14 protein-coding genes and 2 pseudogenes are annotated in these 13,778 nt (G+C 69.2%); 6 read left to right on the forward strand and 10 right to left on the reverse strand.

Annotated features, from left to right (window positions below; genetic code table 11):
* Positions 1–4 precede the first annotated feature (4 nt).
* The 5 genes from ACZ5XS_RS11590 to ACZ5XS_RS11610 form a co-directional block, all read right to left on the reverse strand.
* Entirely contained in the window at positions 5–1,159 is a 1,155-nt protein-coding gene (locus tag ACZ5XS_RS11590) for a helix-turn-helix domain-containing protein (protein ID WP_468650104.1), read from the reverse strand.
* A gap of 34 nt (positions 1,160–1,193) precedes the next feature.
* A complete protein-coding gene (locus ACZ5XS_RS11595) occupies positions 1,194–1,844 on the reverse strand; it encodes a hypothetical protein (protein ID WP_468650106.1) in 651 nt (216 codons plus the stop codon).
* A 201-nt stretch (positions 1,845–2,045) separates the two neighbouring features.
* Positions 2,046–3,197, reverse strand: a complete 1,152-nt coding sequence (locus ACZ5XS_RS11600) for a tyrosine-type recombinase/integrase (protein ID WP_468650108.1) — start codon at positions 3,195–3,197, stop codon at positions 2,046–2,048.
* Positions 3,197–3,403 (reverse strand): helix-turn-helix domain-containing protein, encoded by a 207-nt coding sequence (locus ACZ5XS_RS11605; protein WP_468650109.1) that lies wholly within the window; start codon positions 3,401–3,403, stop codon positions 3,197–3,199. Before ACZ5XS_RS11605 ends, ACZ5XS_RS11600 begins: the two co-directional genes overlap by 1 nt.
* Positions 3,404–3,537: 134 nt before the next feature.
* The gene (locus ACZ5XS_RS11610) at positions 3,538–3,795 is read right to left on the reverse strand and encodes a helix-turn-helix domain-containing protein (RefSeq protein WP_468650111.1); all 258 of its coding nucleotides are present in this window, start codon (positions 3,793–3,795) and stop codon (positions 3,538–3,540) included.
* A gap of 471 nt (positions 3,796–4,266) precedes the next feature.
* On the opposite strand from ACZ5XS_RS11610, the gene ACZ5XS_RS11615 reads away from it, so the two are divergent.
* From ACZ5XS_RS11615 to ACZ5XS_RS11630, 4 genes are all read left to right on the forward strand, one after another.
* Positions 4,267–5,109 carry a helix-turn-helix domain-containing protein gene (locus tag ACZ5XS_RS11615; protein WP_468650113.1) on the forward strand — a complete coding sequence of 281 codons (843 nt, stop codon included), beginning with the start codon at positions 4,267–4,269 and terminating at the stop codon, positions 5,107–5,109.
* Between the two features lie 7 nt (positions 5,110–5,116).
* Positions 5,117–5,806 carry a zinc finger domain-containing protein gene (locus tag ACZ5XS_RS11620; protein ID WP_468650115.1) on the forward strand — a complete coding sequence of 230 codons (690 nt, stop codon included), beginning with the start codon at positions 5,117–5,119 and terminating at the stop codon, positions 5,804–5,806.
* 716 nt (positions 5,807–6,522) lie between these two features.
* On the forward strand, positions 6,523–6,924 hold the full coding sequence (locus tag ACZ5XS_RS11625) for a plasmid mobilization protein (RefSeq protein ID WP_468650117.1): 402 nt from the start codon (positions 6,523–6,525) through the stop codon (positions 6,922–6,924).
* A 4-nt stretch (positions 6,925–6,928) separates the two neighbouring features.
* Positions 6,929–8,608, forward strand: a complete 1,680-nt coding sequence (locus tag ACZ5XS_RS11630; RefSeq protein WP_468650118.1) for a relaxase/mobilization nuclease domain-containing protein — start codon at positions 6,929–6,931, stop codon at positions 8,606–8,608.
* On the opposite strand, the gene ACZ5XS_RS11635 is transcribed toward ACZ5XS_RS11630, so the two are convergent.
* Positions 8,609–9,163: a flavoprotein gene (locus ACZ5XS_RS11635; protein ID WP_468650120.1), complete on the reverse strand. Its 555-nt coding sequence runs from the start codon at positions 9,161–9,163 to the stop codon at positions 8,609–8,611. It abuts the gene before it with no gap.
* On the reverse strand, positions 9,160–10,431 hold the full coding sequence (locus tag ACZ5XS_RS11640) for a helix-turn-helix domain-containing protein (RefSeq protein WP_468650198.1): 1,272 nt from the start codon (positions 10,429–10,431) through the stop codon (positions 9,160–9,162). Before ACZ5XS_RS11640 ends, ACZ5XS_RS11635 begins: the two co-directional genes overlap by 4 nt.
* Before the next feature lie 175 nt (positions 10,432–10,606).
* Between ACZ5XS_RS11640 and ACZ5XS_RS11645 the strand changes: the two genes are divergently transcribed.
* Together ACZ5XS_RS11645 and ACZ5XS_RS11650 are read left to right on the forward strand one after the other, a co-directional pair.
* Positions 10,607–11,044, forward strand: a complete 438-nt coding sequence (locus ACZ5XS_RS11645; RefSeq protein WP_468650122.1) for an ATP-binding protein — start codon at positions 10,607–10,609, stop codon at positions 11,042–11,044.
* A 41-nt stretch (positions 11,045–11,085) separates the two neighbouring features.
* Positions 11,086–12,105: pseudogene (locus ACZ5XS_RS11650) on the forward strand (UDP-N-acetylglucosamine 1-carboxyvinyltransferase); the annotation flags it as partial.
* 1 nt (position 12,106) lies between these two features.
* Here the strand turns inward: ACZ5XS_RS11650 and ACZ5XS_RS11655 are convergent.
* The 3 genes and pseudogenes from ACZ5XS_RS11655 to ACZ5XS_RS11665 form a co-directional block, all read right to left on the reverse strand.
* Positions 12,107–12,277 (reverse strand): annotated as a pseudogene (locus tag ACZ5XS_RS11655) (UDP-N-acetylglucosamine 1-carboxyvinyltransferase); the annotation flags it as partial.
* 289 nt (positions 12,278–12,566) lie between these two features.
* A complete protein-coding gene (locus ACZ5XS_RS11660; protein ID WP_468650124.1) occupies positions 12,567–12,983 on the reverse strand; it encodes a YeeE/YedE thiosulfate transporter family protein in 417 nt (138 codons plus the stop codon).
* A complete protein-coding gene (locus ACZ5XS_RS11665) occupies positions 12,983–13,636 on the reverse strand; it encodes a YeeE/YedE family protein (RefSeq protein WP_468650126.1) in 654 nt (217 codons plus the stop codon). Before ACZ5XS_RS11665 ends, ACZ5XS_RS11660 begins: the two co-directional genes overlap by 1 nt.
* Between the last annotated feature and the right edge of the window lie 142 nt (positions 13,637–13,778).

The following is a 13,778-nucleotide window of genomic DNA, read 5'->3' on the forward strand; positions in this document are numbered from 1 at the left end:
CCTGTCAGCGGACGACGGATAGCCGCGGCCGACTGTTCATGCTCTGATGCGGTTGCCCGTCGCCGTCCTGCGCAGTGACAACTAGGCCGAAGATCAGGTCGTTGAGATCGGCGGGATGCAGATGTAGCTCTCGGGCCACGTCCGCAGGGCGTGTGCCTTCACTGCGCAGGGCAGTGAACACCTTGCCCAGCACTTGCGAGGTCTCACGGACAACCCCACTTCGGGGCTCCGACTTGCGGTAGCCGAGGCGGCCCAGTTCCACACAGTGGGTCCGGTACTGCCACTCGGTGGTGAGGCCCAGTTCGTGCAATCGGTGGGCAAGAGCCATGGCGGCGACTTTCCAGCGCCGCTTGGCCTGGAGGATCCAGTTGGTGCTCGCTCCCCGTGGTGCGTGAGCAAGCACGTCTGCTCGCGGCATGAGGAACGCGGCCGCAAATCTGTGGGCTTCGGCTTCGGCCTGGGGCCCGTGTGGCATCTGTTCCTCGCCATGCAGGACGAGGTGCCCGAGTTCATGGGCCGCGTCGAAGCGCCCGCGTTCCGCAGTTTTCTCCGTGCTCAGCAGCACGAAAGGGACCCCCCGGTCCCAGAAGGAAAACGCGTCGACCTCCGGGCAGGCCCGGGAGAGCGAGAAGACGCGAACGCCGTGGGCTTCGAGCTGGTGCACCACATTCGGCATCGGGGCATTCCCCAGTCCCCAACGGGCTCGCACCAGCGCGGCGGCTTCCTCCGCAGGCCAGTCTGTGCCTGCCGCCTCTCCTGGGTGCGGGATCTGGTCCTCGTCCGGGCCGAGCCGGCTGAATGAAGTCAGCGACGGAATGTCGGGAGTCGGCAGACGAAAGTGTGCAGCGATCCAGTCCTGCAGCACTCGCGCCAGCCGCCCAGAGCTCAGGGCGATGTCCCGCTGCGATGCGGTCATCTTGCTTAGGGCACGGAAGCTCACCGAGTCGACCGTCAGATCGGCGACCTCTTCGGCGCTGAAGAAGGCAGGAGGGAACTCCAGCGCCGTCGCAATCGCTTCCAGCGACGGCTGGCTGGGTACAGCCCGCCCGCTCTCGTAGTCGGACAACCTGCGCGGGGTCAGGCTGACGAGCTGCGCGAGGCGGGTGACGGTGAGTCCTCGGCGCTTGCGCGCCAGGACGAGCCGAGATGCGGTGGTCATGAGAGGAGCCAATGGGGAGGTTGGGGCGGGCCGGTCAGGCCCGACGTTCGATGGGGATGTCGATGCCGCCCTGGTCGTCGGCGTCGTCGACGAAGGGAGTGAAGCCCTCGAAGTCGATCCAGGGGAGGATGATCCGCTCGTACCAGCTGCTGATCTTGCCACGGTTCCCGGGATCGTTCGGGAAGGACAGCTCCGCGTAGAGCCGGGTCCCCTGGTCAGTCTTCGCGTGGTGGTAGAGCAGGAACCAGGTAGGGACACCGTCGCCGGCATCCTGCTCCTCACGGGGCGCCTCCGGCTCACCGAACAGCAACAGCTGCCGGTTGGTCTCCACTCGCTTCATGACCGCATTGCCCTTGGGGTAGCGGGTGGAGGGAGAAAGAGCAGCGTAGCCAGTCTCGGGACTGCCACTGGAGGCAGTGATCGCGAAGTCGCCCGAAGGCGCGACAAGCAGCGGCACGTTACTGGGACTGGCGCTGGTCCAACCTTGCGGGATGTACGTCTCCCGCAAGAAGCGGATCGTCCGCCCCCAGAAGATGTTGCCAGGCAGCGAGACCGGGTCCAGCGGGGTGCAGAAATTACGCTCGGCCTCGGCTCGCCGCAGCGCGTCTTCGATCCCTTCAACTGACAGCCCAAGCTCGGCGAGTCGGTTACGGGCCCGGAGGTCCTCCGCGTGTACGACAGTCATGTCCAGCCTCCCCAACGAGCTACATCGACTTCCGGAAATCCTCCCTCATTCGAGGTCGAAAATCAAGAAATAACGCTGGTCAGGGAGACATCGCGCCTGGACACGACGAAGGAAGAGGTCTCATGGTCCAAAACGGCAGCTCAGCCCCCTTGGCGTGCCGGCCGCACTGAGCACAATCGACACGCCGGAGGCAGCGGAGCGTTATGCCTTCTGAGCGCTCTGCTGAGCTGACACACCTTCGCGAAGCTGGGCTCGCACCTCGGCATCGATCCCTTGGGCCAGCCTTCTCTGGTGCTTCGCCGTCGAGTGCTGATAGATCAGCTGGGCCCGCTCCGAGGACTGGCCGGCGCGGACCATGAGGTCCTTCAGCTTGGCGCCGGTGTCGGCGGCGAGGGTGTTGCCGGTGTGGCGGAGGTCGTAGAAGCGGAAGTTGCCGGGCATGCCGACCTTCGTGCGGGCCCTGCGCCACTTGCGGCCGAAGGTCGAGCGGCGGAAGGGGGCGCCCTTCTCTCCGACGAAGATCAGGCCGTCCCGCTCCTTCTCGGCGAACCACTGAAGATGGCGACGCAGTTCCGGGAGCATGAAGTCGGGCAAGTAGACGGTGCGCTTACCCGCCCGGGTCTTGGGGTCACCAGTCACGCGCCTGCCGTTGGTCAGCTCCGGCGAAGCCTGGCTGACGCGCAGGGAGCATTCGTCGAGATCGACACTGTGGCGGCGCAGTTCAGCCAGTTCCTCCGGGCGGAGCGAGGCGAAGGCACCGAGGAGGACCATCAGACGCCAGCGCGGGCCCATGGCGTCGGCCAGGGCGAAGACCTGCTCGATGGTGGCCGTGGGGCGTTCATCGGCTTCCTCCTTGCCTGCGCCCTTGATGCGGCACGGGTTGCTGCGGAGGAGGTCGTCATCGACCGCCGTCTGAAGGATGGCCTTCAGCAGGCGGTACGACTTGGCGACCGTGGTGGCGCCGGTCGCCTTCAAGCGTTCGGCTCGCCAGGTGCGGACGGAGGGCGGGGTGATCTCGTCCAGGTCCTTGGCGCCGAACGTCGGCAGGATGTGCAGGCGCAGCAGGCCGTCGTAGCGGTCGAGCGTGGTCGGGGCCAGGCCGCGCTCCTCCATCCAACGCAGCCCGTACTTCTCGAAGTTGACCGCGCCGGCGTCCGGATCACGCCATACGTCGCGCTCGATGTCCGCGCGGAGGAGGTTGAGCCAGTCCTGGGCGTCGGACTTGGTCTCGAATGTCTCCGGCGCCTTGTGCCGCTGGCCGTCCGGTCCGAGATAGCGGGCCTGCCACCGGCCGGAGGCGAGCTTGCGTACCGTGCCGAACTCGCGCCGCCGCTGCGGCTTGCGTGCCGCCATCAGGCCGCCCTCCCGAAACGGGCACGGCGGACCGGCTCGACGGTGCGTGCCTCGACGTACTCGGCGACCACGCTCTCGGGGATGCGGACCGGGCGGCCGAGCTTGACGTAGCGGATGCGGCGTTCGGCTATGAGGCGGCGGACGAAGCGCTCGCCAGTGCCGAGCAGTTCGCCGGCCTCTGCCACGGTCAGGAGGCGGTCAGCCATTCGCGATCACCTCCCGTGCGGTGCAACGTGAGCGGGGAAGGGCAGGGGGTATTGCGGGTCGGCGCAAGGGTGACGGGTCCTTTACTCGGGGGCGGTTCGGGGTGGCAGGCCGGTCCGGTTGGCGGCGCCTGGGGTTACGCGGCGCTGGCCCCGTGGAGGAGGGCCAGAGGCGAGACCCGGAGGGCTTGGGCGAGGGCGACGAGGTCGTCGATGTCGCAGCGGCGTTGGGCGCGTTCGATGCGGGACAGCATCGTGTTGGTCATCGGACGTCCAAAGGCGGTGACGCGGGCGGCGAGCTCGCGCTGGGCGAGGCCGCGTTCGGTGCGGAGGATTTCGATGGTTCGGGCGGTCCGTATTCCGGCCGGTCCGATTTCCAGGGATCGTGCTGCCATGGCTCCATTTGTAGCTTCCATTCACCGGTTTGGTTAACCGGCGATCGTCGGCTATGTTGCCCCGCGCGGACGGGGTTACCTGTGAGATGAGTTCCGGGTGTCCGGTGAGCACTGTCTGCGCCCGCCTCACAGCGGGCTCTGACGTGGGGTGTTGTGTTGTAGCTTGCGCCCCGGCGAAGAGTCAACGGCCTTCCGATGTGATCCTTCTGGCTTCGTCTGACGGTGCATTATTTCGGCAACGGCCGATCCGAGTTTATAATTTTGGTGATGCCTCGCAGCATGCGTTCGCCGTCAGCTGTCTGAATTCCCGGCGGAATGCTGGACTTGTGCGGCATTGATGTGGCTGTCTTGGCTATACGACGCCACCAGCCCTCCTCGTGCCTTCCACTCAGGGCTGCGAGCCACCCCTCCCCGCGCTCGCCCGACAAGGGCCGACCGCACCTCCCCACCTGACCTAGGAGCCGCCGCCCGATGAGCCATGACGCCCGCGAATGGGTGTGGGACCACAGCCGCAGCAAAGGCACCGCCCGCATGGTCCTAGCCCTGATCGCCGACCGGTGCCGTGACCGGCAGTGCGTCGCGTACGCGTCCGTGCCCACCCTCATGAAGCGCGCCAACGCCTCCCGCACCGCCGTGCGCGACGCGCTGACGAACCTGATCGCCAGCGGCGAGCTGGTGCCGCTCGCCGACCGCAAGGGGCCGCGAGGAGAGACGTACTACTGCCTCCCGGTCGCCGCCCGGTTCCTCTCCGAACGGGCGACGGAGGGGGACCGGAATCCGACCCTCCAGGGGGGTCACATTCCGACCCTCGGGGGGTTGGAATCCGACCCAGCCGAGCACTTCGAGGAGGGGCCGGAATCCGACCCTGGGGAACGGAATCCGGTCCCCAGGGGGGTCAGATTCCGACCCGGAGGGGGTACGGATTCCGACCCCCAGAACAGAAGAGAACCGAAGGTGAACGGTAAGAGCAGCAGCTCTGCCCCACTCATCTCCGCCACCGAGTGGCAGATCGACAACGACGCCCGTACGTGGCTCCAGGACCACGGCCACCTCGACCGACTCGGCGAGCACGCCCTGCACGCCGCAGACGAAAAGTGGCGCGCCTACCGAGCCGCATGGGCGCCCCGCAGCGCCGCCGCCTGGGGCGCCGACTGGCGTGCGTGGATCGCCCGGGAGCACACGCCCACGCCCGACCGCCCCAACCTCTACGCCCTGCCCGGTGGCACCCCCACCCCGACCACCGACATGACGCGCTCCGAGGCGCACATGGCCGCCCTGCTCGCCGCCCTCGACGAACCGACAGGAACGGAGTAACCCGCCTTTGGACCGACGCGAAGTCGCCGCTGTCCTCGCCTACACCGGACGTCTCGACCCCCGCACCACCCGCACCGGCACGGGCGACGCCCGTGACCAGATCGCCCAGTGGCAGGAGCTGCTCGACGACGTGCCCTTCGCCACCGACCAGGGCTGGGACGTCCGCGAGGCGATACGGGCCCACGTCCTCGACTCGCCGTACCCGATCCTGCCCGTGGACGTCGCCCGCAGATGGCGTGCCCACCGCCGCGACCGCCTTGACCGGCACACCGACCCCACTCCCGGCGCCGATCCGGACGATCCGGCCGCTTGGCGTGCTGAGCTGCTCCGGTCTCGGAACGCTGTCGCAGTCGGCATGGCCGCCCCTTCGACGTATCGGCGGATCACCAGCGGTGACCGGCCTCGCGATGTCGAGGAGCGCCTGCGCGAGATCGGGTCGTGCATTCCGCCGGCCGTACGTGCCGAGCTGGCCCGCTATCGTCCGACCCGCTCAGCGCGCGAGTCCGCCGTCGCCGAGGGAGTCCCGGATGCGCTCGGTGTCCGGTGCGACTGGTGCCATGCACCCGTGGGCTCCCAGCGCCGTCAACGCAGGGCAAGTCCTGACGGAGCCGCCCGGGGCGATGCCGTACGTGCGACTCCCCACCCGTCGCGCGTCGACCTGGCCACTGCCCGGAGGGACCGACACCGAGCTGTGTGACGCCGTCCGGCTTCCCTCCTCGCTACAGCTGGGTGGGCTGCAACCGTCGGTCCCGAACCAGTCGTACACGGTCCCGAGGAGCACTTCAGGGGAACGGGTCCCGGGGACCGTGCCGACGATTGTCGGGGACCGGTCCCCTCTGAAACCGCAGCTCAGACGGGCTTTCATACCGGTCCCGGAGCGTCCGCAGCAACGGGGACCGTCCCCGCATTCGCCCCCTTCGGTCCTCTCGGGGACCGGGACCGTGCAGTGAAACGGGGAGGGTCCCCGTGACGAGGTGTCAGGGGACCCCGTCCCGACGAGCCTCGCATCCCGGTCCCCAAGCATCTGGGGACCGTGCACCGCACGCTTTGGGGACCGGTCCCGTCGCTCTCCTCGCAACCACGGCCCTACCCCCTGGCAGTGTCTCCCGCAGCTCCCCAGACCCAGTCGAACTGCCCTGGCCACTGGCCACATCTGCCTTCGCTCGGTGCCTCGACGGCTCAGCTCCCTACCGACCACACACCGGAGAACCACATATGCCCGACCGCCACCATGACCACCCCAACCGGCAGCAGACGCCCATCGCTCCAGACGACCGCGCAGCAAGTTGTCGGGTAAGGAGTCCTTACCCGGCCTCCGCCCCTGGGGTGGCGGAGGCGCCCGGCGCAGGGGCGCCGGGGTCACTCGGCCCGGGGGAGCCGACCGGGACTGGGACCAGCGAGCTGTCGTCGAGCGTGCCGCAGCAGTCTGCGCCGCGTCGCCGTCTGCGTGACAAGCAGCTGCGCGAGCGCCGCGTCCATCCCCGTTACAACGACGACGAGTTCGACCTCGTGCAGAAGGCCGCCGCCCTGAGCCGCATGCAGGCCGGCGGCTACGTCGCCGAATGCGCGCTCGCCGCCGCCCGTGCCGACGACCCCACCGCAGCCGTCGCCGACTACCGCGCCATGGTCAAGGCGCTGTTGGCCGCCAACCGGCAGCTCGGCGGCATCGGCAACAACCTCAACCAGCTCACATGGCACCTCCACAAGGACGGCGCCTGGCCCCACCCCGACACCGTCCAACGACTCCTGGACCGCGTCGAGGCATCCATCGCCGAGGTGGACACCGCGGTCTCCCAGATCACAGAGGGCCGGTGAGCCCTTGATCCCGAAGATCATCCTCGGCAAGGGCCCACACGCTACGCGCCGCACGATCGGCTACCTGTTCGGCAAGGGCCGGGCCAACGAGCACGTCGACCCCCACCTGGTGGCTTCCTGGAACGACTTCGCCCCCGACCCCGGCCGCAGCCCTCACCGCGACCCGAAGGATGTGGAAGACCAGCTCGTCACACAGCTCGACCAGCCCGTGCAGATGCTGGGCGACAAGGCGCCCAAGCACACGGTGTGGCACTGCCCCGTCCGTGCGGCACCCGAAGACCCGATACTCACCGACGATCAGTGGGCCGACGTCGCCCGCCGGATCGTCGCCGCCGCCGGCATCGCACCCGAAGGCGATACGGAAGCCTGCCGCTGGGTGGCCGTCCGCCACGCCGACGACCACATCCACATCGCCGCCACGCTCGTACGGCAGGACGGCCGTCGCCCCCAGCGCGACTACGACCAGCGAGCCGTCCAGCGTGAAGCCCGCAAGATCGAGATCGACTACGGGCTGAGGCGGCTAAAGCCCGGCGACGGCACCGCCGCCAAGCGCCCCACCAGCAAGGAGCACTTCAAGGCCAAGCGCCTGGGCCGCGACGCCACCTCCCGCGACATCCTGCGCCTACGGGTCCGCCGTGCCATCGCAGCAGCAGCGGACGAGGCCGAGTTCTTCGCCCTGCTGGAGGCCGCCGGCGTGACTGTGCGCCTCAAGCTCGGCCCGTCCGGCGACGCGCTCGGCTGCAACTTCGCCCTGCCGGGTGACACCAACGACGAAGGCGAACCCGTGTTCCATGCGGGCTCCACCCTCGCCCCCGACCTCTCCCTGCCCAAGATCCGCCAACGCATCTCCACCACCAGCCCGGAACCGGTCACTGCTCGGCCGGGCGATCCGTGGCACCAGGCCACGGCCGCCGCCGAACGGATCCCGCACCACCTCACCCAAGGCGACGACCCCACGGCTCAAGGACAGCTGGTCGCGCTCGGCGCCGCTCTGGACCTCCTGCCAGCCACCGGACCGGCCATGCTCAAGGCCGAACTCGAACAAGCGTCGGCCGTCTTCGAGCGCGCCACCCGCTCCCGTATCGTCGCCGACCTCGGCAGCACGCGCGCTCTGCACCGCAGTGTCCAGGCGATCTGGCGCGACTGTCCCCAGGACGGCGACGGAGCTGGATTCGCGATGTTCCTGGACTCCCTGCTCACCGCTGTGGCGTTCGCGATGCACTGGCACCGCACCCGTCAACACGCACAGCAGGAGGCAGCCGCCCAGCAGGCCCTCCTCCACCTCCAGGTCGCGTACGTACAAGTTGCCGAGCCGGTCCTGGCAGAACTCGCCCGCCGCTCCCCCAGCCTCCAGACCAAGCGCCGATTCGCCCACCACCTTCAGGAGGCTGCGCCGGAACATGCCGAGCGCATCCTCAACGACCCTGCCTGGGACGCACTCGCCGCCGTGCTCGCAGAAGCCGAGGCAGCCGGGCACCACACGGCCACCGTCCTCGATCAGGCGCTCCGCCAGCGCCCCTTGGACGACGCCCGCAGCCCCGCGCGCGCACTGACCTGGCGCGTCCGCCGCCTCGGTGAGCGCCACGCTCCCAGCCCACGAGCCGAAGCAGCGCGGGTGCGCAACTCCACGCAACCACCTGCCTCTCCCGCCCAATCTCCGCCGCACCCGACACGGCGGCGCTGATCAGGCCGGTGCCGACAGCTGAGGAGCGAGCAGCTCCAGCGCTTCCTCCCAGCGGAAGCGGTCTGCCCCGCCCCCGGCCTTCGGCCGGTGAGGCTCGTACGAGCCGATCAGCACACCCATCTCCCGCAGCGCGTCCAGACTGCGGCGGTAGGCGGGATGGGCAGCCTGGGCCGCATTGAGGTACGGCAGGACGGCGGTGGGGATGCCCATGCCGTATGCCTCGCACAGGATGCCCAGGGCGAGCGTGTCGGAGATCCCTGCCGCCCACTTGTTGACCGTATTGAAGGTCGCCGGCACGACCGCGATGGCGTCGGCGGGCGGCAGTGGTCGGGCCTCGCCCGGTGTGCGCCATGCGGAGCGGATCGGATAGCCGGTCTGGGCTTCGATCGTCTCGTTGTCGAGGAAGCCCAGCCCTTGCGGGGTGGCGACGACGCCGACGTCCCAGTGCCGCTCCTGCGCTGCGGTGATCAGTTTGCCCACGTCCCCTGCGATGCCACAGGCGCAGACGACGACGTACAGGAAGGGCTTCTTCTCCGGGGCGTTCGGCTCACTCACGCGGGGACTCCCAGTCGGCGGCTGAAGTGGTGCAGTTCCGGCAGCGTACGGCGGCGGTCTCGGGCGGCCATGTCGGCGACCAGGTCGCGTACGGCGGGTCGGCGAACGTCCTGGGCGGCGCAGGTCTCGGCGATGCGCAGGGCTTGGTAGCCGTCGGCGAGGCGACCCTGCTGGCTGTAGGCGCGGGCCGTCTCCACCCACAGGGCGGCCCGGCGCTCGGGGACGGGGATATGCCGGCGCATGAGGGGGCGAGCCGCCTGGAGTGCGAGGCCGGCGTCGCCGAAGGCCACCAGGGCGCTCAGTTCGTGGAGGGCGACGTTGGTGGGGCTGAAGTTGGCCCAGGCGTCGGGCCGGTCGAGGGACACGTACCGGGCCACCTCCTTGGCCTCGCCAAGGAATTCCTCGGTAGCCGCGCGGTCACCTCCGGCGCTGGCCGCCGTCACGCCGCGCAGCAGCAACAGCCCTACCGCGCCAAGGTGTTTCGGGGAGCGGCGGTCGTAGGCGCCGGTGAGTTGGCCGGCCGTGCGCCGGACGAGGGTGACGGCCTGTGCGGTGTGCTTCTCGCGGGCCAGGACATGGGCCTGAACGCGGACGCTGGAGGCCAGAACCACCGGGTCGCCGGAGCGTTCGGCCTCGGCCATCGCACGGCCCACCGCGAGCCAGGCGTTGCCCTGGTCATGCTGTTTCAGCAGGAGGCTGGTCGAGGTCTGGTACGCCGTGGCCAGCAGCGCGGACAGATCGTCGATGTCGGTCGTGCCGCCGGAAGCCACCCTGAGGTCGGCGATCAGGCCGGGCAGCATGCGTTCCAACTGGGCGTAGTCGCAGGTGTAGAAGAGTCTCCGGACCGTGCCGACCCGTTCACGAAGAGCCGCCGTATCCAGGGCTCCTCCAGTGCTCCCCGGACTCGGGCCGGGCAGCAGAGCCCGGACGAGGTCGTCGTGAGCGGCGGCAGAGGTGGCCGGAGTCGCAAGGGCGGCGATGCTCGCGGCGAGGAAGGTACGGCGGTGCATGTCGTCAGCTTCGGAATCGGTGGCGGAGGCATCGGAAGGAACAGCGAGACCCAACTGCTGCGGCGGGATCTGGAGTTCCTGCAGGACAGCACGCAGGACGCGGAGGTCCTCCGTGCCTCGGCCGCCTTCCAGGCGGCTCACCTTGGACTGGTGATAGCCGAGCGCAGCGGCGACGTCTTTTTGCGAGCGCCGCTGTAAAACCCGTGCCTGACGGATCACTTCACCGATCCGCCTGGCTTCGCTGTGTGCTTCGGCCATCTGCCACGGCCCCTTCCGCCGTCGCCGATCCTGCCCGCTCAACCGAGCGTAGATCAGCCGTACTTCGCCGTGATGCAGCTCCTGCATAACCGATGCACCGCCAGCACCTGGGCTAACCACCCACCGCGACGAGCTGGTTGCGTGAAGTGGCCGCACCAACCTCGGGAGGCCGCTCATGGCAGCGCACCAGCTCACCCTGTCCGTACCCGCCACACCCATCGCAGTCGCGTCCGCACGTCACCAGGCCGTGGACGAGATACAGCGCTGGGATGCGGACTTGGACGACGAGGTGGTGCACACGGCGGAGCTGGTGATCAGCGAACTGGTCACCAACACGGTGCGATACGCCGCCACTGGCCAGGTCCGCCTTGAGGTGCACCTCAGCGAGGCAGTCCTCCGCATCGAGGTCTACGACTCCAGCCCCGTGCTCCCCCAGCCGAGCCTCCCGGACCAGCACAGCGAGAACGGCCGCGGACTGTTCCTCGTCGCCGCCCTCACCGACCGGCACGCCGCCGAACCAACCCCCACCGGCAAACGGTGCTGGGCCGAGATCGCCCTGACCGCCGCCCCAGATCCGAAGGCCGCCTTCTCCCTTCCTTTGCAAAGGAGTTGACCGTGACCACCACCGCCACACCCCCGACACGGGCCGCCGAGGTGATCGCCGTACGCCCTGGCCCTCCGCTGACGGGCACCGTCACCGTGGACGGTTCCAAAAACGCCGCCCTGCCTCTCCTGGCCGTCGCGGCAGCCCTCAGCCGACCGGTGCGACTCGGCAACATCCCGGCGAACACCGACGTCCAGATCATGCTGACCCTGTTGCAGCAGGCGGGGTGGCACATCGCTCAGCCCGTCGGCGAGCAGACCACCGCGGTGATCCTGCCGACGGAGAACCGGACCACGCACCCCGACCTGTCGCAGGCCGCCCGCATCCGCGCCTCGTACTACCTCGTGCCCGCCCTGCTCGCCCGGCACGGCGAGGCCCGACTGCCCTGGCCGGGAGGCTGCCGGATCGGCGCCCGCGGGATGGACCTGCACTTCAAGGTGTACGAGGCGTTCGGCGACCGGAGCGCGCAGGGCGACTCCGGCTACCGCGTCGAGGCCGGCACACCGCGCACCGGCACAGTGTCCCTGGTCCTGCCGTTCCGCTCCCGCGGAGCGACGGTGGCCGCTGTGCTGCGTGCCGTGACGACCGGCCGCCCCTTACGGCTGGGCGAGCCCAATCTCTCGCCGGAAGTCCTGTCCGTGCTCGACGCCCTCCGCTCGATGGGCTGGGAGACCCGGGCCAGTGCACACCTCCTCGTCCTCTCACCGCCGCCCGTCGGCCAGGCGGGCGCCGTGATCTGGCAAGTCCCCGGCGACAAGGTCGAGGCGGGCACGCTGGCGTGCGCGATCGCCGCGACCGGAGGTACGGCCCGTGTCGGTGGCGTGCAGGGCAAGGACGTAACCCCGCTCGTAACTGCTCTTCGCCACCTGGGCATCCCCGCCAGGGCGGAGACCGATGCTCTCGCCGTCCACGCCGATGACGCGCGACCGACGAATCGAGCGCTGCGGGCCATCGCCTCCCTCAGCCCCGGCGGACTGGACGCCGACTTCGAACCGCCCTTGATGGCACTCGCCCTCGGACTGCCAGGCACCCACCTCTTCGCCGACGCGATCAACCCCGGCCGTCACGGCGGCCGCCGACGGTGGTGACGCCTTGGGCGGTGAGGCCGGCGACCATGAGGGCGGAGCCGGTGCGGATGTCGGTGGCCTCCACGCCCGCGCCGGTCAGTCGCTGAGGTCCGGTCAGTCGGCACTCGGTGGGGGAGATCTCCTCGATCTCGGCTCCCAGGCGGGCCAGTTGTGGAGAGTGGAGTGGACGTCGGTGGTGGCCACGAGCTGGCTCAGGGTGCGGGTCATGGGGTGACCTCGCAGATAGGTCGGCACGGCCACCTCACCTGGGGTTTCCTTCGTGAGGGTGGAATAGATCTGCCGATTCCCCCTTGATCCCGGTCGTCGGCCTCGTGCTGGCCATCCGGAGTTCGCCATCCCGAGTCGCTACACCACCCGACGGGACATGACCATGACCACCGTGCGGACGTGCCGCCCGGAGCTGCCCAGATCGGTCATGTCCGGGCGGCGGCTCCGGCCGGGTCTCACAGTTCGCACGAGCCGCTGCCGATGTGAATGTACCGGCTCCTGGCCCAGCGGCACAGCCGGATGCCGACGACGATGCCGACAATCGTGACCAGAGCGGGCAGGTAACCGCCGGCTACCTGGATGATCGGGATCGCCGGGCAGCCACCGGAGATCGCCCAGCCCGTGCCGAACAGTACTGCGCCGGGGATCACTCCGGCGTGTATGCGCCCCGGGGTGCGATGGACCCGCAGCAGAGCGAACACGCACACGATGATCACGATTGCTCCACCGAACGACAGGAGCATCCGCAAGTCCTGGAAAGTGAACATCCTGTTCAGTTCTGTGTAGTCACCGAAGCCGATGCTGCTGACGGTGAAGCCGAGCGCCAGCCCGGTGAGGATGTTGGCCAGCAGGATTCCGCCCCGGGTACGCATCAGATCACCTTCCACAGGAGGAACGACACGGCTACGGCGGTACCGAAGAACGTCGCCGTCGCCACGATGCTGACCGGGTCGCGCCGACCACAGCCGTTGAGCCCGTGGCCGGAGCTGCAGCCACCGGCCAGTCGGGTACCGAAACCGACCAGCACGCCTCCGGTGAACAGCAAGACGACCATGCCGACCGGGTTGGCCGTGACCAGGTTCCGGAAACCCGGTCCCATGTCGAGGCGGAGGTGGAACCGCCCGGAGGCGAGGGAGGCGATCAGCCCGCCGAGGAAAATCGATATCAGCAGGGCAGCCTGGGTGACCAACGGGGCCGGGCGCTGACGCGTGACCGCCGGCTCCTCAGCCTCCAACCGTTCGACGGGCGAGCCCGACGACGGTTCCACATGCGACTGATGCGCTGGAGCAGGTTGGGCAGGGAGGGTGCCGAAATGGTCAGCGCTGGCCTTGACGAGCGCGGCGGTGAGAGCGCGTTCGTCGGCGAACTCCTCCTCCGTCCGCTCGAGTTCGCGTTCGCGGCGCCAGTGCAGCACGCGGTCCCACGCGCCCGAGACGCCGAAGGACCGATCGGTGGCCAGGGTGTAACCGACGGTCAGCACGGCCAGCCCGAGGGCCCCCGCCCACCAGGGCCAGTAGGTACTCATGCGGAGCCTCTCATCCATTTGACGAACCGGCTCCAGTCGCTTTGGGAGCCGGGCCCTCGTGAGCCGGGCCGGCCGGTGGGGTCGGGTGACTGCGTAACGGAGGTGGTGGGGGTGGACGGATCAGAGGGAGACCCCGCGGTAT

It is taken from the genome of Streptomyces sp. NPDC033131, from assembly GCF_055578365.1.